The sequence below is a fragment of the Stenotrophomonas maltophilia genome (assembly GCF_002799155.1).
Lineage (GTDB): Bacteria > Pseudomonadota > Gammaproteobacteria > Xanthomonadales > Xanthomonadaceae > Stenotrophomonas > Stenotrophomonas maltophilia_R.
The window spans coordinates 2,177,720-2,198,742 of record NZ_NERD01000002.1 but is presented as its reverse complement, the minus strand read 5'-3'; the positions used below and the strand labels follow the sequence as shown (position 1 = coordinate 2,198,742).

Here is a 21,023-nt window from a genome sequence, read left to right as displayed (position 1 = left end):
CATGCGCAGATGACATGCCTGTGGGCATGATGGTGGTGCAGGACACTGTAGCGTTGCTCAAACAAGGAGGCGGATCGATGCAGGAGTTCAAGCACGTGCTGGAGTCGCGCGGGCGCTATCAGCTGGTAGCGGTGTCCTACGCGCCGGTGTACGCTCCGGGCGATGTGGTCGGCCATGCGGTCGTCGCCGACGATGGGGATCGTCTGACCGACCTGATATCTCTGGCCGAAGCGCGCCAACGCTTGTTGCAACTGGTGCGTGAGGAGGGCGAGGAGCCCGGGCTGGAGAACGAGAACCACCTGCGGAAGAAGGCGTCGCGCTGGCGCCACCGCTAGGCCGTCGCGCCGCGTGCGCATCATGGAGGATTCGGGTGTTGCCCAGTAAGAAGTATCCGCTCATCGCCATCATCACGCTGGCGACCCTGCTGCTTGGTTTCGTGTTTTCCGGTTACCTGACCCTGCTGTTCCTGGGGCTGGACACCCAGCTGTTCACCTGGAATACGTACTACCAGTACTTCCACGCCATCGGCCAGCCGCAGGTTGCGCCCTTCGTGGGCAAGATCAAATGGGCCGGCTACGTGGGCTTTGGCCTGCCGCTGCTGGTGCTGCTGGTGACTGGCCTGGTGCTGCTGCTGAAGAAGGACAAGCGCTCACTGCACGGCGACGCGCGCTTTGCCACCGGGGCCGACCTGGCCAAGCACGGCATGTTCAAGAAGACCGGCCAGAGCATCGTGGTCGGCAGCCATGGCGGCAAGCTGGTGCGCCTGGATGGCCAGCAGTTCGTGATCCTGGCCGCGCCGACCCGCTCAGGCAAGGGCGTGGGCGTGGTCATCCCGAACCTGCTGGAGTACGGCGAATCGCTGGTGGTGCTGGACATCAAGCAGGAGAACTTCGACCTGACCAGCGGCTGGCGCGCCAGCCAGGGCCAGGAGATCTACCTGTTCAATCCCTTCGCCGAGGATCGGCGCACGCACCGCTGGAACCCGCTCAGCTACGTCTCCGACGATCCGGCCTTCCGTGTCTCGGACCTGATGAGCATCGCCGCGATGCTATATCCGGACGGGGCCGAGGACCAGAAATTCTGGGTCAGCCAGGCACGCAACGCGTTCATGGCCTTCACCCTGTACCTGTTCGAGAATTGGGACGACGAGCGCAGCAGCGGTTTCCCGGGCGGCTCGGGCACGCCCACGCTGGGCGCGGTGTACCGGTTGTCCTCCGGTGACGGCACCGACCTGAAGAAGTACCTCAAGACCCTGTCGGAGCGGCCGTTCCTCAGTGCCAACGCCCGCTCGGCGTTCGCCAACATGCTGTCCCAGGCCGACGAGACCTTCGCCTCGATCCTGGGCACCTTCAAGGAACCGCTCAATCCCTGGATCAATCCGGTGCTGGACAAGGCGACCAGCTGCAACGACTTCCTGCTGACCGACGTCCGCAAGAAGAAGATGACCATCTACATCGGCATCCAGCCGAACAAGCTGGCCGAGAGCCGGCTGATCATCAACCTGTTCTTCAGCCAGCTGATCAACCTCAACACCAAGGAACTGCCCAAGTCCAACCCGGACCTGAAGTACCAGTGCCTGCTGCTGATGGACGAATTCACCTCGATCGGCAAAGTGGAGATCATCGCCTCGGCGGTTTCCTACATGGCCGGCTACAACATCCGCCTGCTGCCGATCATCCAGAGCATGTCCCAGCTTGATGCCACCTACGGCCGGGAAGTCTCGCGCACGATCATCACCAACCACGCGCTGCAGATCCTCTACGCGCCGCGTGAACAGCAGGATGCCAACGATTACTCGGACATGCTGGGCTACACCACGGTGCGCAGGAAGAACGTCACCCACGCCCGCGAGAAGACCCACAACTTCACCGAGGAACGGCGCGCGCTGATGCTGCCGCAGGAGTTGAAAGCGATGGGGCCGGACATGGAGGTGTTCCTGTATGAGGGCATACCGCATCCGGTGAAATGCGACAAGATCCGCTACTACAAGGACCGCTACTTCACCTCCAGGCTGCTGCCGAAGGTGGACGTTCCAATGCTTAATGTCTAATTCACGTCGCTAAATTTGTGAAATTGATTCACATTTAAGAATGTGAATTAGTGACGGAGGTCAATAATTTGGCATCTGTTCATGGATTTTCAGACTTGTCTGACATGGAATTGACGCGTGGTTGTGCGACCCTGTGTCTGCCATCCAGAAATGTGTGCTGGATGTCAAAGTTGTAGCAGTAGGGTGGCCAGGAGTTTGTGCCATGGAAACAAGGATGGTTTCGACGTTGGTGAGGTATGCGGGTGCGCGGTCGGCAACGTCCGGCGGCCCTGCGACCTGGTTGGCAGCCTTTGGGGCTGCAGGGGAGCCGGAGCGGGTGTGCTGCACGCAGCAGCGCTTCCCTCCGATTCCGGCGTGCGCGATGCAGCGCCGGACGACCAGGGGACCAATGCTCGGGACTGCTTTTTCGTACGTCAAAGTGAAGCCCGTATGAATCAGGCGTTTATCGCGAAAATATCCATCGCCGCAGTGGCGGCGCTGATGGTGGCCGGTTGTGCCACCAAGTCCGCTCCCGATTTCGGAGGCCGCTGGAAGCCGGTCAACCGCTTCGCTGCGGCAACGACCGAGATCCCGCTGTACTCCAGCTACGTCTACCAGGCTTCGCCGATGGATGGCACGCTCAAAGCCATGCTCGAGCGCTGGGCCAAGGATTCTGGACGCACCTTGGACTACCGCCTCAGCTCGGACTTCACGCTGTTCGGCGCGGTCTCGAACATCGACACCACCAATGCACAGCAGGCCGTGATCGATCTGACCGCAGCCTATGCAGCGCAGGGCATCTCCGTCTCCATCGTTGGCAACCAGATCGTTGTGCAGAGCGCAGGCTCGACGCCGACCGCGTCGGCGCAGGGCGCTGATTCCAGCAGCGGCACCTGAGTCCACCTCGAAATCATCGAACGTGCCGCTCCCCGCGCCTGTCGCAGGGGTGCCACGCCCATTGATGTTTCAGCAGTACGGAAGAATCCATGTTCCGCAAGAAGGATCCCGGCAATAGTCCCAAGGTCGAGCAGTCGGTCGCCAAGGCGGTCAGCTACGAGATCACCGTGGCCGACATGGCGCGCCGCAGCGAGCGGCGCGCATGGTGGGTCGCCACAGGCTCGTTGCTGATGTCGCTCGCCCTGGCGGGCGGCTACTACTACATGCTGCCGCTGAAGGAGAAGGTGCCGTTCCTGGTGATGGCCGATGCCTACACCGGCACCGCGACCGTCGCGCGCCTGAGTGGCACCTTCCAGGGCGAGACGATCACCACCAACGAAGCGATCAATCGCAGCAACGTCGCCCAGTACGTGCTCGCGCGCGAATCGTACGACTCGGCGGTGATGGGCCTGCGCGACTGGGAACTGGTGTTCGTGATGTCCACCGATCCGGTAGCGCAGTCCATGCGGGTCCGCTATGCCGGCAACAACCCGCAGAACCCGTTCGTGATGTACGGTCGCGAGCGCGCCATCCGGGTCAAGATCCTCAGCATCACGCCACTGGGGGCCGAGCCGAACGGCAGCTTCCGCGGCGCTTCGGTGCGCATACAGCGCAGCCTGCTGGACAAGCGCACCGGCGTCTCTACCTACCTGGACAACCAGCTGGTGACGATGCGCTTCAGCTACAACCAGAACCTGGCGCTGTCCGAGCAGGATCGCATCCTCAACCCGCTGGCGTTCCAGGTCACCGAGTACCGCGTCGACAACGATTACTCGCGTGGCGTGCCGGTGCCGGATGACGGCGCCATGCAGGCACAGGCGCAGCAGGCTGCACAGGCCGCGCAGGCCGCGCAGCAGGCGCAGGGCGTCTACGATCCCAACAACCCGGCCGCGGCCACGATGATCGATCCGGCCACCGGCCAGCCGGTCGCGGTTCCGGCCAACGGCCAGGTGCCGGGCCAGCCGATGCCGGGCCAGCCCGTACAGGGTCAACCCATGCCGGGTCAGCCGGTGCAGGGGCAAGCAATGCCGGGGCAGGCCATGCCCGGACAGCCGGCCATGAGGCCGGCGCAGAACAATTCCACCGGAACTGCTGATGGAGCAAGCAACCGATGAGTAGTCGAAATATCAGGGGAAGCGCGCTGGCGCTGCTGTCGATGTTGTCGTTGCTGTTCCCAGCGGCGGCGATGGCGCAGGCGGTTGACCACTACGAGTACGAGAAGGACCGCATCTATCCGGTTCGCACCGGCCTGGGCCTGACCACCCAGATCGAGTTGAGCCCGAACGAGAAGATCCTCGACTACAGCACCGGCTTCAGCAGCGGCTGGGAACTGACCCGTCGCGAGAACGTGTTCTACCTCAAGCCGAAGAACGTCGACGTCGACACCAACATGATGGTGCGCACCGAGACCCATTCCTACATCTTCGAGCTGAAGGTGGTGGCCACCGACTGGCGCCAGCTGGAACAGGCCCGTCGTGCCGGTGTGCAGTACAAGATCGCCTTCGTCTATCCGAACGACACCGTGTTCGGCGTCGCCCAGGAAGCGGTCGAGGAAGAGGCCAAGCCGTTGCTGAGCTCGGAACTGGCCAAGGACCGCCAGTACAACTTCAACTACTCCTATTCGACCAGCAAGGCGAAGAAGATGGGGTGGCTGATCCCGGTCAATGCCTATGACGATGGTCGTTTCACCTACCTGAAACTACCGAATTCGCCGGAGTACAAGACCGGCATCTTCCCGGCGGTGTTTGGTCGTGAAACAGAATACGGTGAAGACTTCGTGGTCAACACCACGGTTGAAGGCAATACGCTGATCGTGCACGGGACACACCCGTACCTGGTCATCCGCCACGGCGACTTCGTCGTCGGCCTGCGAAGGAACGTGAAGAAATGAGCCAGCAGAACACTCCCGGAAACGACCCGAACAACGGACGCGACGAGAGCCAGAGCCCGTACGGCGCACAGGGTGCTTCGGACGCGCAGTCGAACCCGTACTTCGGCACGACCCAGGCCGAGCCTGCGCCGGATCTGGATGCGGCCGCGCCGCAGCTGCGCTCGGCCGAAGAGCAGCGGCTGAACCGAAAGGCGCTGCTGTTCCTGGGCGGCATCGTGGTGCTGCTGGTGGCCATGGGTTTCCTGCTGTTCCGCAAGGGCCAGGATGACAAGGACGCTGTGCAGAAGGTGCCGGACGTTGCGCGCGTGTCTACGCCGACTCTGCCGGACGCCGTGCAGACGAGTCCGGTGCCCTCCCAGGCCATGCAACCGGTTGATCCGATTCCGATGACGCCGCCGCTACCACCGCCGCCGCTGGATTCCACCCCGCTGTTCGTTCCCCAGTCCGATTCGGCGCGCGAGATGGACCGTGGCCCGACTTTGCTGGACCGCCGCATCGGCTCCGGGAGCGGGGTGGGTGGTGGTGATGGACAGGATGGCAACGGGGGCAATGGCGGCCGCGGCATGGATGAGTACACCCGTGCCATGCTGGCCCAGCTGCCCAACAATCAGGCGGCGCCGGCAAAGGTTCGCCGCGGCCCGGACGTCGAGGATGTCTCCAGCGCCACCTATATCCAGAGCCCCGACGCGCTGCTGGTGCGTGGCACCTACCTGCGTTGCGTGTTGGAAACCCGAATCATCACCGATCTCGCCGGCTATACCTCGTGCCTGCTGACCGAGCCGGTGTACTCGATCAACGGTCGCAACCTGCTGCTGCCGAAGGGCTCCAAGATCTATGGCGCCTACGGCGGCGGTCCGATGGGCAAGCGCGTGGAAGTGATCTGGGATCGCATCACCACTCCGAATGGCATCGACGTTGCGATGTCCAGCCCGGGCGTGGATCAGCTGGGCGGTGCCGGTCATCCGGGCCAGTACAGCGCGCACTGGGGCAGCCGTATCGCCTCGGCGCTGATGATCAGCCTGATTTCCGACGCCTTCAAGTACGCGGCCGCCGAACACGGTCCGGAGACGACCACCATCGCCAACAACGGCATGACGGTGCAGTCGCCTTATGAGAGTGCTACCGCACGCACGATGGAGCGCCTGGCCAACGAAGCACTCAGCAGCAACCGTCGTCCGCCGACCGTCACCATCAACCAGGGCACGATCGTGAACGTCTACGTTGCCAAGGACGTCGACTTCACCAACGTGCTGCACCCCCGCCGGTAACCCAACGAACGATCATGGACGCCGAAGTGTCACCCCTCGCCCTCGTCTCCAGCGATTTCCTGCGCTATCAGTACGAAGTGCTGGGCATCGCCGAGTACATGACATCCCCGGAAGTGACGGAAATCTGCATCAACCGTCCCGGTGAGCTGTACCTGGAAACGCGGGCCGGGTGGCAGCGGGTGGACGTGCCGAGCCTGACCTTCGAGCGGGCCCGGCAGTTCTGCACGGCGGTGGTGAACGAGAGCAACACCGGCCAGCGCATCACCGATGCCGATCCGGTCGTGTCGCTCACGTTCCCCACCGGCCAGCGTGCGCAGTTCGTGATTCCGCCGGCATGTGATGCAGGGAAGGTGTCGATCACCATCCGTCTGCCGTCCAAGCACACCAAGTCGCTCAGCCAGTATCACGAAGACGGCTTCTTCAATCAGATCCTGGAAAGCGATGGCAGCATCAGCGAGCAGGATCGCGAGCTGCTGGAGCTGCGCCATTCGCGCGAGTACGCCGAGTTCTTCCGGCGTGCGGTGATGTACCGCAAGAACATCGTGGTATCCGGTGCGACCGGTAGCGGCAAGACCACCTTCATGAAGGCCTTGGTCAACCATATCCCGGACAACGAGCGCCTGGTCACCATCGAGGACGCGCGCGAGCTGTTCCTGACCCAGCCCAACGTCGTGCACCTGTTGTATTCCAAAGGCGGGCAGAGCACCAGCAATGTGACGGCCAAGAGCTGCATGGAGGCCTGCCTGCGCATGAAGCCCGAACGCATCATCCTCGCCGAGCTGCGCGGTGACGAGGCGTTCTACTTCATCCGCAACTGCGCGTCCGGTCATCCGGGTTCGATCACCAGCTGCCATGCGGGCAGCCCGGAGCAGACCTGGGACCAGCTGGCATTGATGGTGAAGGCCTCGACCGAAGGTTCGGGCCTTGAATTCAACGTGATCAAGCGACTGTTGATGATGACCATCGACATCGTCGTGCATATCAAGGCGCATGCCGGCTCGCGCTACATCACCGGCATCGACTTCAATCCTGGGCGTGCCCAGGGGCAGGAGGGCTGAAGGATGCTGCCAGGACTGGAAATGATGGCGTGCCCGGAGATGGCCGTATCGATGGATGTGATGCAGCACGTCATCAACGTCGAATCGTCGCGCAATCCCTACGCCATCGGCGTGGTCGGCGGCGCACTGGTGCGCCAGCCCAAGGCCTTGGATGAAGCACTGGCGACGGTGCGCATGCTGGAAGAGAAGGGCTACAACTTCTCGATCGGGCTGGCTCAGGTCAATCGCTACAACCTGGGCAAGTACGGCCTGGATTCCTACGAGAAGGCCTTCCAGCAGTGCCCGAACCTGCAGGCAGGTTCGCGCATCCTCGCCGAGTGCTACAAGCGCTCCGGTGGTGACTGGGGCAAGTCGTTCAGCTGCTACTACTCGGGCAATTTCGAGACCGGCTTCCGTCATGGCTACGTGCAGAAGATCTACGACTCGATCCGCCGCGGGCAGCAGGTCGCCAGTAATGGTGTCGCACCGATCGACGTGGTCAGTCGGGGGGAGCGCCGCGCGGTGAAGGTCGAGCATCACCCGCAGCTGGCTTCGCCGGCGCAGGCGCGCATCGTTGCTCAATCCAATGGCCCCGTGTACGTGCCGTCGGAAGATCCCGCACGCGCCTATGTCGTGTACCCGTCCACCGGTGCAATGGCGCGGGGCAGCCTGCTGAACATCGCCGACCAGGCGCTGTCCAAGGTAGTGCTGGGCTCGGTGGAGCGGATGATGCAGCCACAGGCGCAGCCCACCCAAGGGGCCGCCTATCCGCAGCAACAGGCCGGTGGCATGCCGCAGCAGCTGCCTCAGCAGAGTCCGGCGCAGGCAATGGCCATGCCGCAGCAGTTGCCGGGCGCTGCCGGCGCCGGCAACGAGGGGCCCGTGATGCTGCGGCCCTGGAGCGAGCGCAACCAGCCTGTGGCCGGTGGCGAAAATTCATTCAACGCACCGGTGCAGGCTGCGCCGGTGCAGCAGATTCCCGCAGGGGATGCGGCCTTCGTGTTCTGACGAAGTCGTGGTGCGGCCAGTCCCCCGGCTGGTCGATTCAGTTGTGTTAGTCCATCAACAAGGAAATCAATCCATGAAGCGATCCAATCTCGACCTCGTCCAGGCCCAGCGCACGCTGAAGACCCTGCTGATGGCCACGATCTTCGTTGGCGCACTGTTCGCCCCGCAGGTGTTCGCCACCAGCACCGACTTCGGCGGCACCGACAAGAAGGTCTGCGGTTTCTTCTCCAACATCAACGGCCTGCTGAACATGGCCTCGATCGCCGTGGTGACCATTGCGGTGATCTTCGCCGGCTACCAGATCGCCTTCGCGCACAAGCGCATCGGTGACGTCGCGCCGATCCTGATCGGTGGCGTGCTGATCGGTGCCGCTGGCCAGATCGCGCGCATGCTGCTGGGCGAAGGCAGCGATGGCAAGTGCGGTGCTGGCACCAGCACCACCTACTACCTGATCAACAACGCGATCCAGTACTACAGTGCATAAGAACGTCGTGTTCCGCGGCTGCACGCGCCCAGCGATGTTCCTGGGCGTCCCCTACCTGCCATTTTTCATGGTGGCCGGTGGGTTGTTGCTGCTCAGCATGTACACGAACTTCTGGTTCCTGCTCACCATTCCGGTGGCGGTCTTCATCATGCGGCACATGGCCAAGCGTGACGAAATGATCTTCCGGCTGCTGGGCCTGCGCCTGATGTTCAAGCTGAAGGTGCGCAACGTGCAGGAACACGATGGCATGTGGGTGTTCAACCCCAACCATTACCGCGACAAGCCGGCCCGAATGGATTGAGGTCCGGATCCGGCCTGGCGGGCGTCCGCGCCCGCCGGGTCTCTTGAAACTCCTTGGCAGTACCTCTTTGGAAGCAGTCGTATGTTCAGCCCTGACACCTCCATCAGCGAGTTCATTCCGTTGTCGTCGCATGTTGCCCCGAACGTGGTCAAGACCACGGGCGGCGACTACCTGCTGACCTGGCATCTGGAAGGGCTGCCGTTCGTGGGTCGTGAGGAGTGGGAGCTCGAGCATCGCCACAACACGTTCAACCGCCTGCTGCAGACGCTGCGTGCACCGGACTTCGTGAACGTGGCGTTCTGGGTGCACGACATCCGTCGCCGTCGCACGCTGAAGGGCAAGAGCAACTACAAGCAGCGCTTCAACCAGGACGTGTCCGACCAGTACATGGGCATGCTGTCCTCGCAGCGCATCATGCAGAACGAGCTGTACCTGACCATGATCTACCGCCCCGTGGTGGCGGGTAAGCGCTTCGTAGAGAAGTCGGCGAACGTGGACAAGCTGCGCGCCGAGCAGGAGCAGGCGGTCGAAAAGCTGATGGAGCTGGCCGGCAACGTCGAGGCCGTCATCCGCGACTACGCGCCGTACCGCTTGGGAATGTACGAGGCCAAGAACGGCGTGGTGTTCTCGGAAACGCTGGAGCTGTTCGGTTACCTGATCAATCGCATCGACGAGCCGGTGCCGGTGCTGTCGGCACCGATCAAGGACTACCTGCCTGTCAGCCGCCATATGTTCTCGGCCAAGACCGGCGATTTCGCGATCAATACCCCCAATGGTGCCAACCACTTCGGCGCCATTCTGAACATCAAGGAGTATGCCGAGGGCACTTACCCGGGCATCCTCAATGGCCTGAAGTACCTGGACTACGAATACGTCATCACCCATTCGTTCAGCCCGATGGGGCGCCAGGACGCGCTGAAGGTGCTCGACCGCACCAAGGGCATGATGATCTCCTCCGGCGACAAGGCGGTCAGCCAGATCGTCGAGCTCGACCAGGCCATGGATCAGCTGTCGTCGGGCAACTTCGTGCTGGGTGAATACCACTTCATCATGGCGGTCTACGGCGACACGCAGGCCAAGCTTTCGCAGAATGTCGCCTCGACCCGTGCCGAGCTGTCCAACGCCGGTTTCGTGTCGACCAAGGAAGACCTGGCGGTTACCTCGTCCTTCTATTCGCAGCTGCCGGGCAACTGGCGCTATCGCACCCGCCTGGCCAATGTCAGCTCGCTGAATTTCCTGGGCCTGTCGCCGCTGCACAATTTCGCGACCGGCAAGCAGCACAACAACCCGTGGGGCGACTGCGTCACCACGCTGCAGACCACCAATGGCCAGCCGTACTACTTCAATTTCCACGCGACCCACCCGTCGGAAAACTCGCTGGGTGAGAAGGCGATCGCCAACACCATGGTGATCGGCAAGTCCGGTACCGGTAAGACCGCGCTGATCAACTTCCTGCTCAGCCAGGTGCAGAAGTACGAGCCGTCGCCGACCATCTTCTTCTTCGACAAGGATCGCGGCGCGGAGATCTTCGTGCGTGCCTGCGGAGGCAACTACCTGGCCCTGGAGAACGGCGCGCCGACCGGCTTCAACCCGTTCCAGTGCGAGAACAACGAAGCCAACGTGCAGTTCCTGGCCGACCTGATCAAGGTCCTGGCCGGCAAGCGTGAGTACAGCGCGCGCGAGGAAGAAGATATCTATCGCGCGGTGGAAAGCATGCTTGATACGCCGATGCACCTGCGCAGCATGACCAACTTCCAGAAGAGCCTGCCCAACATGGGTGACGATGGCCTCTACGCGCGCATGCGTCGCTGGACCTCGGGTAACTCGCTGGGCTGGGTGTTCGACAATCCCGTGGATACCGTTGACCTGAGCAAGGCCAACATCATCGGTTTCGACTACACCGATATCATCGACAACCCTGAAGTGCGCGTGCCGGTCATCAACTACCTGCTGCACCGCCTGGAGTCGCTGATCGATGGTCGTCCGCTGATCTACGTGATGGACGAATTCTGGAAGATCCTGGACGGCGAGGGCGGTCTGAAGGAGTTCGCGAAGAACAAGCAGAAGACCATCCGTAAGCAGAATGGTCTGGGCATCTTCGCTACGCAGAGCCCGGAGGATGCGCTGAAGAGCGATATCTCCGCCGCACTGATCGAGCAGACTGCCACGTTGATCCTGCTGCCGAACCCGAACGCCAGCAAGAGCGACTACATGGACGGCCTGAAACTGACCGAGGCCGAGTTCAGGGTGGTTACAGCCCTGGACGAGCGCTCGCGCTGCTTCCTGGTCAAGCAGGGTCATGCCTCCAGCGTCTGCCAGCTCAACCTGCGTGGTATGGACGACATCCTGTCGGTGATTTCCGCATCTACCGACAATATCGAGGTGATGCACCGGGTACTGCTGGAGGCTGCGCGCACGGAAGGCGTCTCCCAGGCTGACCTCACCCCCGAGCAGTGGTTGAGCGAGTTCTACAGGAAACGAAAGGGCTCGGGCAAGGCGGCTGTCGAAGCGCGCGACACTGTTACCTGATCCGCAAGACGGCCTGCCCGAAGACTACGAGTTCCGATCAATGGAGACTGATATGAACAATACCAAGCAAACTTCCTTGCCCCGCCGCCGCGCGCCCCGTCTTGCAGCGATGACCGTGGCAGCCATGATGGCGCTCGGCACCGGCAATGTCAGCGCCTGGATTCCCGTGCAGGAGACCGGTGCCAGCCTCATCCAGCACCTGCTCAATCAGATCAATACCTACAAGACCGAGGCGACTGCCTACGCGGCCAAAGCGCAGGACGCGGCCGAGTACGTCGAGCAGAACACCCGCTGGATCCGCACGCTGGAGCAGTATCGCCAGGCGCTGATCCAGGTGCAGGCGGCGGTGAACAGCTTCGGCATGCCCGACAGCGCGCCGCTGGTGCCGGTGGCGCCGAACTATCTGGTTGCCGAAACCTGTGGCAAGGCGCTGGACTTCAACCTGGAGTCCGCCTTCAAGGTGTTCGTGTTCAATCCGCAGGCGGATGTGAAGGAGCAGCAGATGCAGATCTGCGTCAACATCCGGATGATGCAGAACCGCAAGTACAACGACGCGATCGATTTCCTGACCCAGACCGTTCCGCGCATCAACAACTCCTTGACCCGCATCCTCAAGATCCGCCTGACCAACAACGATCAGGGCACCGTGCAGGGTGCCGACAGCGAATCGCTCCGCACCGCCAATGACATTGCCGCACTTGCCCAGAGCTGGGAAGCACGGATGAAATCCTATGATGCCTATATCGAGGTCATGGAGGCCAACCAGAAGGTGGTGGCGCAGGCCGCATTGAAGGGGGACCCGACCAAGCAGCTGATCAGCGACATGGTCAAGACCACCGCACTGAAGGCCGCGCTCAGCGTCAAGTGATTGCAGGCCGCTAATACGTAGACATGCGCTGCAAAGCAATGCGGCATTTCATGCAGTAACGGAATTACCAAGGGATTGTGGAAATGACGATCAGGTGGCTGGCTAACTTTGATTTCTCAGGCGGATTGCAGGATCTGCTGGGCTACGCGGTGCGTGTCCAGTCGATCGGCGATTTCGTCTTCTTCAAGCTGATCATGGATTACCTGCGCGACAGGATCAGTGACTACGGCATCGACCTGATGGGGCGCATGATGTCCTGGGTCGGTGGCATTGCCCTGGTGCTGATGACGCTGTGGGTACTGATCCAGGGCTTCCGGATCGTCACCGGCCGCAGCCGCGACTCCATGATGGTGCTGGTGACCAACATGGCGCGCGCGGCGTTGATTGTGAGCGTTGCCACCAGCATGGCGATGTTCGGCAGCAACCTGCAGAAATTCCTCAACGAGGACGTCAAAGGCCTGATCACCCACGTGGTGACCGGCAAGGACCAGCAGCCGGAAGACCAGATCGACAAGAGCCTGGCGTGGATGCAGGTGGCGCTGTCGAGCATTGATGGCATCAAGATCCTGAATGATCCAGGGTTGCAGGCGGACAAGACGCGGGCGCTGTGGTTCATCGGCATGGGCACGGGCGGTCCGGCCGTCACCGCTGGTGCGATGTTGCTGCTCTACGAGGTCGCGCTGGCGCTGTTCATCGGCCTGGGTCCTTTGTTCATTCTGTGTCTGCTGTTCGACCAGACCAAGCAGCTGTTCCAGCGATGGCTGTTCTACGGCATCGGCACGATGTTCTCGATGGCGGTACTGGCAGCGATGGTATCGATCGCGCTGGACATGGTGATCCGTGTCTCGACCGCGTTCTGGTCCACCGCCCTGGTCAACAAGTTCCTGCTCGAAGGCGCCTCCAGCGACGGCATGACCAGCCAGGCGATGCAGCAGGGCGGCATGGGATTGATCCTGACGACCTTGATTCTGACTGCGCCCCCAATGGCGGCCATGTTCTTCCAGGGGACATTGGGTGGTTTCGCGCCATACTCCCAGATCGGTGGATCGGCAGCGGGCCAGCCGGGTCCACAGGGCCAGCCGCCGGGTTCGTATACGCCGGCAGCGCCTTCGAATAATGACGTGCGGCAGACCGAGGTTCATTCAGGAAGTATGGTGAGGAACTCGATGCCTCCGAGCTCGACCGGCGAAGCAAGAACTGCCCCGAGTACGATAGGTGCTGCCAGATCTAATGATTAGTGCTATTAGTGACATCCGTTGAAGGTGCGTAGCCATGCCAAAAAAATCAGTTGGAAAGTTGATTTCCAAATTACTCGTTCTTTCGGCACTTTTTCTTGTTGCTGAATCCTCTGTGGCAGAAGGGCGATGCCCGCCTGGCCAGTACCCGATAGGTGACAGTCGGGCACCGGGATGTGCGCCAATTCCTGCGGGTAGCAGCGGAGACACTGGACCCAGAGCGACGGGCCGGTGGATCAAGACTTGGGGCGCCATCGCAATGTCCAATTCTGGGGCATCAGGTGTTTCGGTCGGGAAGGTAAAGAAGAGGGAGGCTGAAAAGGCAGCAATGGTTGAGTGCGAAGCGACCGGCGCACGTGATTGCGACATCGCCTTTACGTACAAGCACCAGTGTGCGGCGGCCGCGACTGCGAGCTCGGGCACTCAAGGTACGAACTTTGGGAGCGGAGAGACTGTTGATGTTGCCAAGAAGGTCGCTACTGAACTCTGTCAGTCTCGAGGGGGACGGGGTTGTGGTGTCGTGTATTCGGCATGCACAGAACCAAAGTTCGAGGCTTTCTAGATAATTTTTTTGCAGCCGCACCGCGACAGTAGGCGCGTTGAAGGGGGATTCTCGGCATCTTGATCGGATGCGATCTGCCTTCAAGCTTGAGAAGAGGATTTCATGAGGGCTATTTTTATTTTGTTGTTGTGCCTAGTGCCATTCTTGACTTTTGCCGAGGGCTGATGTCCTCCTGGCCAGTATCCAATAGGGGACAGCCGCGCTCCAGGCTGCGCTCCAATCCCTGCTGGTGGTGGCGGAGCTGCGGAAGGGCCGCGTGCCACCGGTCGTTGGATAAAGACGTGGGGAGCGATTGCAACTTCTTCTACCGGCGCCTCGGGAACAGTCACTGGTGAGGTTAAGAAATCAGACGCCGCGAAGAATGCAGTTTCTGAATGTGCTAGCTCAGGGGCGCGTGATTGCCGAGTTTCGTTTACCTATAAGAATCAGTGCGCTGCGGCGGCTGTTCCTAGCTCTGGAACCCCTGGAACTAGCTTTGGCAGTGCAGCTACGGAAGAGCTTGCCAAAGGCGTAGCTACTAAATTGTGCGATTCCCGCGGCGGACGTGGCTGTGATGTTGTTTACTCAGCCTGCACAGAGCCAAAATTCGAAGCGTTTTAACGCATCGATAGCTGGCATCCCGATGGTGGCGCTGGCTGCAGCGCCCATAATGGCGATCTTCTTCCTGACTTGCAGCGATGATCTCAATCTCGCTGTACATAGTGTCTCGGCAGCGCTCTGATCGACTGCGTCGGTCACAAGTTCCTGCTCGACGGTGCCTCCAGCGACGGCATGACCAGCCAGGCGATGCAGCAGGGGGGGCATGGGATTGATCCTCATGACCCTGACAGCGCCTCCCCAATGGCGGCGATGTTCTTCCAGGGGACCTTGGGTGGTTTCGCGCCATACTCCCAGATCGGTGGATCGGCAGTGGGCCAGCCGGGTCCACAGGGCCAGCCGCCGGGTTCGTATACGCCGCCGGCTCCCAAATCGAATGATCATGGTGGTAGCGGTAGTTCCGGCGCTGACTACAGTCGAATGGGGGGCGTGAACAGTGGGGCCTCAGGTGTAAGTCAAGATACTGGGCAGCGAGGTGTCGCAGTCACGGCAAAGGATTCAAGATGAGAAACGGCTACAGATCAGGTATTCAATCGACCGCCCCGATTTTCCGCGCCGTGATAGTCGTTTGTACTATGGCTGCTCTATCGGTTGTTGCCGGACCAGTGCTGGCAGAGGGTAGGTGCCCGCCCGGTCAGTACCCAATCGGAGATGACAGAGCGCCTGGCTGTGCGCCAATTCCAGCGGGAGGGGGGGGGCGGCGTGCAAGGTTGTTTACAGCGGTTGCACGGAGCCGTATTTCAAGGCGTACTGATCCTTCCGTAGCCTCACTCTTGATGGATGCTGATGCCGCGATGTGTGCGGTGCTGCGTTGATCGTCACCGTTGCCACCAGCATGGCGATGTTCGGCAGCAACCTGCAGAAATTCCTCAACGAGGACGTCAAAGGCCTGATCACGCCGGGTCGCTATTACACGCCGGATAAACCTTCAACGAGCGGTGGCAGTCAATCGGCTGGATCGACTTCAGTTGGGAGCAATGTCGTAGTCACTGGCAGCAACTCCACAGCTGGGTCAGGCAATTCTGATACTGGCCGTAAAGGCTTAGCTTCGAACTAGAGGCCGGAGATGAAGTCAATTCGTGTCTATTCAGGTGCAGTAATCCTGCTGGGTCTGGGAATCATTGCGTGCCAATTGCCACAGACGGCCAACGCAGAAGGTAGGTGTCCTCCTGGTCAGTATCCAATTGGTGGTCAGGGAGTCGGCGGCTGTGCTCCCATCCCAGGTGGTACCACTGGAGCAGGCCAAGCGTCGCCTGTTGCGACAGGGCGTTGGATCAAGACTTGGGGGGGCCATCGCTTTAGCGAAGGGGGGCGATGTCGGCGTGGCTCTCGGTAAGCGAAAGAAGAGGGATGCGGCTTCGGAGTCCCTTGCTAATTGCGCACAGCGGGGGGCTACGGATTGCAGGGTGGTATTGGAGTTCAATAATCAATGTGCAGCATTCGTATCCCCCAGTGATGCAAGATTTGGTGGCTCCACGTTTGCGCGTGCGGCATCTGTTGATGCTGCGAGTAAGATGGCTGTGGATGCGTGCTTAAAGCAGGGGAGCGATGGCTGTAAAGTGATTTATTCTGGATGCACCGAGCCTGAGTTTGAGAACTTCTGAGGTTGCGCTTATGAGTTTCTGGCTGAAAACGTAGAAATGCCTGATTAGCCGGAAAAGACAAGGCGCCGGATGAGCAGATCGACAAGAGCTTGGCTTGGATGCAGGTGGCGCTGTCGAGCATTGATGGCATCAAGATCCTGAATGATCCGGGGTTGCAGGCGGACAAGACCCGGGCGCTGTGGTTCATCGGCATGGGCACGGGTGGTCCGGCCGTCACCGCTGGTGCGATGTTGCTGCTCTACGAGGTCGCGCTGGCGCTGTTCATCGGCCTGGGTCCCTTGTTCATTCTGTGTCTGCTGTTCGACCAGACCAAGCAGCTGTTCCAGCGATGGATGTTCTATGGCATCGGCACGATGTTCTCGATGGCGGTACTGGCAGCAATGGTATCGATCGCGCTGGACATGGTGATCCGTGCCTCGACCGCGTTCTGGTCCACCGCCTTGGTCAACAAGTTCCTGCTCGAAGGCGCCTCCAGCGACGGCATGACCAGCCAGGCGATGCAGCAGGGCGGCATGGGCCTGATCCTCACGACCCTGATCCTGACCGCTCCCCCAATGGCGGCGATGTTCTTCCAGGGAACCTTGGGCAGCTTCATGGCATATTCGAAGATAGGTGGCAGCCCGGTGGCGCAGGCACCGGGGCCCAGCGGGCAGCCGCCGGGTAGTTACTACACGCCTCCGGCTCCAGAGAAGGGCGGGACGCATAGTGCCACTACCGAGCAGATTGTTGGTTCGCGAGTGACTGGCGGTAGTTCATCGCCGGGTTCGGCGGTCGTGGACTCAGGGCGTCTTGGTCTTGCAAAGAACAACAGCTGACGGGAAGTTTGAGGGTCTAACGATATGGTTTCGATATTTGGCCGCCGATGTGCGCTTATCTTCGGCGCTGCAGCTTGCATGCTGTTTTTTGGCTTCGCGCCCGTTGCTGGTGCTGAAGGGCGTTGCCCGCCAGGCCAGTATCCAATCGGAGGTCAGGGTGTTGGTGGGTGTGCGCCGATCCCGGGAGGGGACGCGGGATCGGGTCAGACGGGCCCTATCCAAACAGGACGCTGGAATAAGACTTGGGGCGCGATTGCCATGGCTTCCAATGGTGACGTCGGTGTGTCAGTCGGAAAAGTGAGAAAGGCTGACGCCTCAAATGAGGCCTTGGCCAATTGTAGTCAGCACGGGGCATCGGATTGCAAGGTTACTCAGACTTACAAGAATCAATGCGTCGCCCTGGTCTCTCCCCGAACTAGTGCATTCGGCGGTTCCACGTTTGGACGCGCTGAATCTGTCTCTGCCGCGACTTCATTGGCGATGGGGCTTTGCACTAGGCGCGGTAGTGAAGGCTGTAAGGTGATCTACTCGGCATGCAGCGAACCGGAATTCGAGTCGTTCTGAGTGGTAGGCAATGAGGCGCCGCAGCTTGAAATGGCTGGAAGAGTTAAGGTTTTGCCTGCTCTCATGCTTAGCTTGCCAACTCAATTTCCTGCAATCATTGCAGCCATCTTTGTTTGGTATGAGGCGTAAGAGGGCTGCTGAAAATTCGTGCTTTCTTTCTTCTGAATACTGTGGCCAATCAAGCTAGATGATGGTGCTGGGGCCCGCAGCTAGCCATATGAACGTGGTGAGTGGCTGCCCCGCGTAAGAGGCGATGACACGTATTTCGGATCCATTCTGTACGAATGAGCCGATGAGCGAGTTCCCGCTTATGGCCGCGTCCATCGGTAGCATGACCAATCGACGATCTGGCAGGGCGGCATAGGCCCGATCTTAACGACGCGTATTCCGACTGCTCCCCCAATGGCAGCCATGTTCTTCCAGGGCACCTTGGGTAGATTCATGGCATATTCCCAGATAGGTGGCAGTCCGGCTGGTTTCTCTGCTTATCGCTCCCTCGTTCGCGTGGGCGGAAGGGCGCTGCCCTCCTGGTCAGTACCCCATTGGCGATGATCGGCAGGGGGGGCGTGGATGTGCGCCGATTCCTGGCGGTCAGAGTCAAGGGAGTGCTCAGCCAAGTGCTCCTGTACCTACCGGGAAATGGGAGACTCGTTGGGGAGCGATTGCTCAGGATACCTCTCCTGCCCAAGGTGCAATGCTCGCTATCGGCGTTTCGGAGTCTAGGGCTTCGAAGCGAGAGGCGGCTTCGGTCACAATCTCGCATTGTGCTAAAGCTGGGGGCGCAAGTTGTAAAATCTTAATGAGTACCACACTCAATGTGTTGCACTCGCTGGGCCAGAAGTAAGTGAGTTCAGGATGAAGGGTGGGGCAACATATTCGTCGAGAGCTCCATCGGAGAGCGAGGCAAAATTATATTTTCTGCGTGAATGCCAAGCACGTGCTAATGCTTCGCGCTGTGAATTGATCTATTCAGCATGTAGCATGTCTGAGTTCAGGTATTCCGCTGATGTGAATGCCGGGATTGGTTGGGCTTGGTTGCATGCTGAAGTTCTGCTTGTGTTTTTTTAGGGGTGGCCTGCTGAAAAGCGGGCCATTTCTATTCTCCGCTCCTGCGTAAGATGTCGGCTTTGCACTATGGGTGGGCATTGGTCGAGGCGACGCGCCAGACCGTGTCATAAGGCTCCATTCGCGATGCCGTAGGTCTTCGCGCCATTCGAAGGAACGAATCATGCAGAATCCAGGCCGTGTTGCCTCACTGATTGGCGGACTGCTGTTCGCCTCGTCGACCCATGCGGCTGATAGCTGGGTCATCTTCACCGGTGGCGAAACGCCGAACCGCGAGGCGTGGGTGGTCGATGCGCAAACGCTCGCTGACCGCTCGGATCTGGTCGGTTTTCTGCAGCGTGCCACGCCGGCAGAGCAGAACGCGTACCTGAAGCAGTTGCGCCGCAGGAAGGCACCGAAACCCGGTGAGCCCGTTGCTGGTCCGGAACCGGTGTACGAGATCTAGGTCAATACCGTCTACGAGAACGCGACGAAACCGAATCGCCTGATCAGGAAGTACTGGGTGAACTGCTCACAGAACACCGTGGCCATCAGGACGAGTCTGATCCAGTGGCGCGACCGACCGATGGAGAACGTCCCACCGGAAAGATTCGAACCGCGAGCCGAGGCGATTGCTCCCTGGCAGGTGCAACTGGTGCGGTTTGCCTGTCTCGTGGGGCCTGATCCCAAGGCCAAGGTGCCGGCGGAAATGCTGAAGCACGGCTTCCTTTCCGTCGGTGACGTCGGGCAATCACCTGTAGATGTCATCTGGGGTGACCTGTGGAAGGACGGCAAGCGCCCAGCATTCACCTATCGGCCGACCGACGCTGAAAATGGACCGCACTGTGCGTAGCCTTGAAGCGACTGTGGCGCGCGCCCAGAATGAAACCAGCAGGGCTTTGGATGAGTCGCGTCGCGCTGCCAACCGCGTGGGTCGCAACAATCTCATGGACATGTGGATCGGCAAGACAGAGCAGGAATTCGTGCGGACGTGGGGCCCGCCGGATCGTGTGGAGAATGGGGCCGATGGTTCGCGCACGCTGTATCTGCATCGTGGCGAGCGTGTGCGGGGGTTGAACGCTTACGGGCATGTCGTCAGTGACGTGAACAATCGATGCGATATATCGGTGCTCACGATGGACGGCTACGTTCGTGACTACGCCACGCAGGAAGCCACCTGCGCGCAGCACTTGCGCTGATCGCGATTGCTGGCCACGACGCGGGGCGACAAAGCGTGTGCAGGCTTTCCCTGCAACATCGCCCCTGCCGGACCAGGCCGTGGGCGGGGCGCGGCGCATCCTCCACGGCGCCATCCACTGCGGATCTGTTTGTCAGATAAGCCACCATTCACGTTAGCCGCGCTTTTTCTGTGATCAAGTGCGCTTTTCATCCCAAGCCCCCTTCGACGAGCGCTGCCTCCTCGAAGTAAGCTGCGTGCGCGTCAAAATCCCGACGCGCCGGTGCCATCGAACGCAGGAGCTTTTCCGTCCATGAGGACTGTGTCCCCCCGCGGTGCGGGTGACGCTTGCCACCATCGCGGTTGCCGTGGGCTCGGGGCTATCATCCGCCATGGCGGCCGCAGGGCACGTGCGAGGCATCGCCCCGTTTCCGGCCTCCGCTCGGGAACTGGCAAGACGGGATTGAAGGAGTTGCAGGGGATGGAGAAGGGGAGTGGCACGCACATGGACAATGCCCTGGCGTTCGTTCCGTCCGGCGCGAACCTGCTGGAAGCCGTGCGCGGCGATCTGACCGGCAATGGTTTCCAGGACCAGCTCCTGGTGATCGACCAACCTCCTCCGGAGGGCTTGTTGCCCGGCCAGCACGGACCGAACCGGGTCCTGCTGTTGCTGCTGGGCGATGCCACGGGCCGCTGGCAGCTGGCGGCACGCAACGACAAGCTGGTGCCGTGCTCAACGCGCGGTGGCATCGCCGGCGATCCCTTCGCGTACGTGACCATCGAGGACGGCGCGTTCAGCGTGATCACCAATGGTGGCAGCCGTGAGCGCTGGAGCAGTGTCTACACCTTCCGCTATGCACCCGCCGAGCAGGCCTGCTGGGTGCATGGCGTGCAGCGCAGGGTGGTCGACACCGAGACCGAAGCCACCCACACGCGTGACTTTTCGGCGGCCGAGCTTGGCCGGGTGCGGTTCGAGGATTTCGATCCGTCCGTCGTCGCCGACGTGAGCTTGCCCTGAGTGCCATGCCTGTAAGGAGGCGGGAGTACCCAACGATGATCGAGCAGGAGTTTCAC

22 protein-coding genes and 3 pseudogenes are annotated in these 21,023 nt (G+C 60.9%); 24 read left to right on the top strand and 1 reads right to left on the bottom strand.

From position 1 onward, the window contains the following. Positions 1 to 77: 77 nt before the first annotated feature. From B9Y82_RS10820 to B9Y82_RS20880, 15 genes and pseudogenes are all read left to right on the top strand, one after another. Positions 78 to 335: a hypothetical protein gene (locus tag B9Y82_RS10820; RefSeq protein ID WP_014037656.1), complete on the top strand. Its 258-nt coding sequence runs from the start codon at positions 78 to 80 to the stop codon at positions 333 to 335. A gap of 35 nt (positions 336 to 370) precedes the next feature. Beyond that, a complete protein-coding gene (locus tag B9Y82_RS10815; RefSeq protein ID WP_100473226.1) occupies positions 371 to 2,050 on the top strand; it encodes a type IV secretory system conjugative DNA transfer family protein in 1,680 nt (559 codons plus the stop codon). A 429-nt stretch (positions 2,051 to 2,479) separates the two neighbouring features. Further along, entirely contained in the window at positions 2,480 to 2,926 is a 447-nt protein-coding gene (locus B9Y82_RS10810; RefSeq protein ID WP_100473225.1) for a hypothetical protein, read from the top strand. A gap of 89 nt (positions 2,927 to 3,015) precedes the next feature. After that, positions 3,016 to 4,080 (top strand): virB8 family protein, encoded by a 1,065-nt coding sequence (locus B9Y82_RS10805; protein ID WP_100473224.1) that lies wholly within the window; start codon positions 3,016 to 3,018, stop codon positions 4,078 to 4,080. Further along, positions 4,077 to 4,856 carry a TrbG/VirB9 family P-type conjugative transfer protein gene (locus B9Y82_RS10800; RefSeq protein WP_100473223.1) on the top strand — a complete coding sequence of 260 codons (780 nt, stop codon included), beginning with the start codon at positions 4,077 to 4,079 and terminating at the stop codon, positions 4,854 to 4,856. The genes B9Y82_RS10805 and B9Y82_RS10800 overlap by 4 nt, the downstream gene beginning before the upstream one ends. Beyond that, positions 4,853 to 6,124, top strand: coding sequence for a TrbI/VirB10 family protein (locus B9Y82_RS10795; protein WP_100473222.1), 1,272 nt, complete (start codon positions 4,853 to 4,855; stop codon positions 6,122 to 6,124). The genes B9Y82_RS10800 and B9Y82_RS10795 overlap by 4 nt, the downstream gene beginning before the upstream one ends. A 14-nt stretch (positions 6,125 to 6,138) precedes the next feature. Further along, positions 6,139 to 7,182: a P-type DNA transfer ATPase VirB11 gene (gene virB11 / locus B9Y82_RS10790; protein WP_100473221.1), complete on the top strand. Its 1,044-nt coding sequence runs from the start codon at positions 6,139 to 6,141 to the stop codon at positions 7,180 to 7,182. A 3-nt stretch (positions 7,183 to 7,185) separates the two neighbouring features. Further along, a pseudogene (locus B9Y82_RS21015) lies at positions 7,186 to 7,663 on the top strand (lytic transglycosylase domain-containing protein); the annotation flags it as partial. A gap of 579 nt (positions 7,664 to 8,242) precedes the next feature. Continuing rightward, positions 8,243 to 8,653: a TrbC/VirB2 family protein gene (locus B9Y82_RS10780; RefSeq protein ID WP_100473219.1), complete on the top strand. Its 411-nt coding sequence runs from the start codon at positions 8,243 to 8,245 to the stop codon at positions 8,651 to 8,653. Further along, a complete protein-coding gene (locus B9Y82_RS10775) occupies positions 8,646 to 8,954 on the top strand; it encodes a type IV secretion system protein VirB3 (protein WP_100049996.1) in 309 nt (102 codons plus the stop codon). The genes B9Y82_RS10780 and B9Y82_RS10775 overlap by 8 nt, the downstream gene beginning before the upstream one ends. 81 nt (positions 8,955 to 9,035) lie before the next feature. Next, complete coding sequence (locus B9Y82_RS10770; protein ID WP_100473218.1) at positions 9,036 to 11,483, top strand: VirB4 family type IV secretion/conjugal transfer ATPase; 2,448 nt, start codon at positions 9,036 to 9,038, stop codon at positions 11,481 to 11,483. 76 nt (positions 11,484 to 11,559) lie between these two features. Continuing rightward, a complete protein-coding gene (locus B9Y82_RS10765) occupies positions 11,560 to 12,351 on the top strand; it encodes a hypothetical protein (RefSeq protein WP_157804630.1) in 792 nt (263 codons plus the stop codon). A gap of 83 nt (positions 12,352 to 12,434) precedes the next feature. Continuing rightward, positions 12,435 to 13,589, top strand: a complete 1,155-nt coding sequence (locus B9Y82_RS10760; RefSeq protein WP_238381661.1) for a type IV secretion system protein — start codon at positions 12,435 to 12,437, stop codon at positions 13,587 to 13,589. 34 nt (positions 13,590 to 13,623) lie between these two features. Further along, positions 13,624 to 14,148, top strand: a complete 525-nt coding sequence (locus B9Y82_RS20975) for a DUF4189 domain-containing protein (protein WP_100473216.1) — start codon at positions 13,624 to 13,626, stop codon at positions 14,146 to 14,148. A 186-nt stretch (positions 14,149 to 14,334) separates the two neighbouring features. Then, positions 14,335 to 14,748: a DUF4189 domain-containing protein gene (locus B9Y82_RS20880; protein WP_343124748.1), complete on the top strand. Its 414-nt coding sequence runs from the start codon at positions 14,335 to 14,337 to the stop codon at positions 14,746 to 14,748. Here the strand turns inward: B9Y82_RS20880 and B9Y82_RS20635 are convergent. Continuing rightward, positions 14,713 to 14,952, bottom strand: coding sequence for a hypothetical protein (locus tag B9Y82_RS20635; RefSeq protein ID WP_157804629.1), 240 nt, complete (start codon positions 14,950 to 14,952; stop codon positions 14,713 to 14,715). The two genes, B9Y82_RS20880 and B9Y82_RS20635, sit on opposite strands and share 36 nt — an antisense overlap. Before the next feature lie 980 nt (positions 14,953 to 15,932). Here B9Y82_RS20635 and B9Y82_RS20875 point away from each other — a divergent pair. The 9 genes and pseudogenes from B9Y82_RS20875 (at position 15,933) to B9Y82_RS10700 (ending at position 20,967) form a co-directional block, all read left to right on the top strand. Further along, positions 15,933 to 16,349 carry a DUF4189 domain-containing protein gene (locus B9Y82_RS20875; RefSeq protein ID WP_343124730.1) on the top strand — a complete coding sequence of 139 codons (417 nt, stop codon included), beginning with the start codon at positions 15,933 to 15,935 and terminating at the stop codon, positions 16,347 to 16,349. Positions 16,350 to 16,393: 44 nt separating this feature from the next. Further along, positions 16,394 to 17,164 (top strand): annotated as a pseudogene (locus B9Y82_RS10730) (type IV secretion system protein); the annotation flags it as partial. 24 nt (positions 17,165 to 17,188) lie between these two features. After that, a complete protein-coding gene (locus B9Y82_RS20970) occupies positions 17,189 to 17,728 on the top strand; it encodes a DUF4189 domain-containing protein (RefSeq protein WP_315973622.1) in 540 nt (179 codons plus the stop codon). A gap of 348 nt (positions 17,729 to 18,076) precedes the next feature. Continuing rightward, a pseudogene (locus B9Y82_RS21055) lies at positions 18,077 to 18,196 on the top strand (type IV secretion system protein); the annotation flags it as partial. After that, on the top strand, positions 18,189 to 18,572 hold the full coding sequence (locus B9Y82_RS21050; RefSeq protein WP_157804627.1) for a DUF4189 domain-containing protein: 384 nt from the start codon (positions 18,189 to 18,191) through the stop codon (positions 18,570 to 18,572). The pseudogene B9Y82_RS21055 and the gene B9Y82_RS21050, both read left to right, overlap by 8 nt. Before the next feature lie 384 nt (positions 18,573 to 18,956). Further along, complete coding sequence (locus B9Y82_RS10715) at positions 18,957 to 19,238, top strand: hypothetical protein (RefSeq protein ID WP_100473213.1); 282 nt, start codon at positions 18,957 to 18,959, stop codon at positions 19,236 to 19,238. Positions 19,239 to 19,295: 57 nt separating this feature from the next. After that, entirely contained in the window at positions 19,296 to 19,625 is a 330-nt protein-coding gene (locus B9Y82_RS20620) for a hypothetical protein (RefSeq protein WP_157804625.1), read from the top strand. After that, positions 19,606 to 19,971 (top strand): hypothetical protein, encoded by a 366-nt coding sequence (locus B9Y82_RS10705; protein WP_157804623.1) that lies wholly within the window; start codon positions 19,606 to 19,608, stop codon positions 19,969 to 19,971. Before B9Y82_RS20620 ends, B9Y82_RS10705 begins: the two co-directional genes overlap by 20 nt. A 459-nt stretch (positions 19,972 to 20,430) precedes the next feature. Next, a complete protein-coding gene (locus tag B9Y82_RS10700; protein ID WP_100473210.1) occupies positions 20,431 to 20,967 on the top strand; it encodes a hypothetical protein in 537 nt (178 codons plus the stop codon). Positions 20,968 to 21,023: the final 56 nt, after the last annotated feature.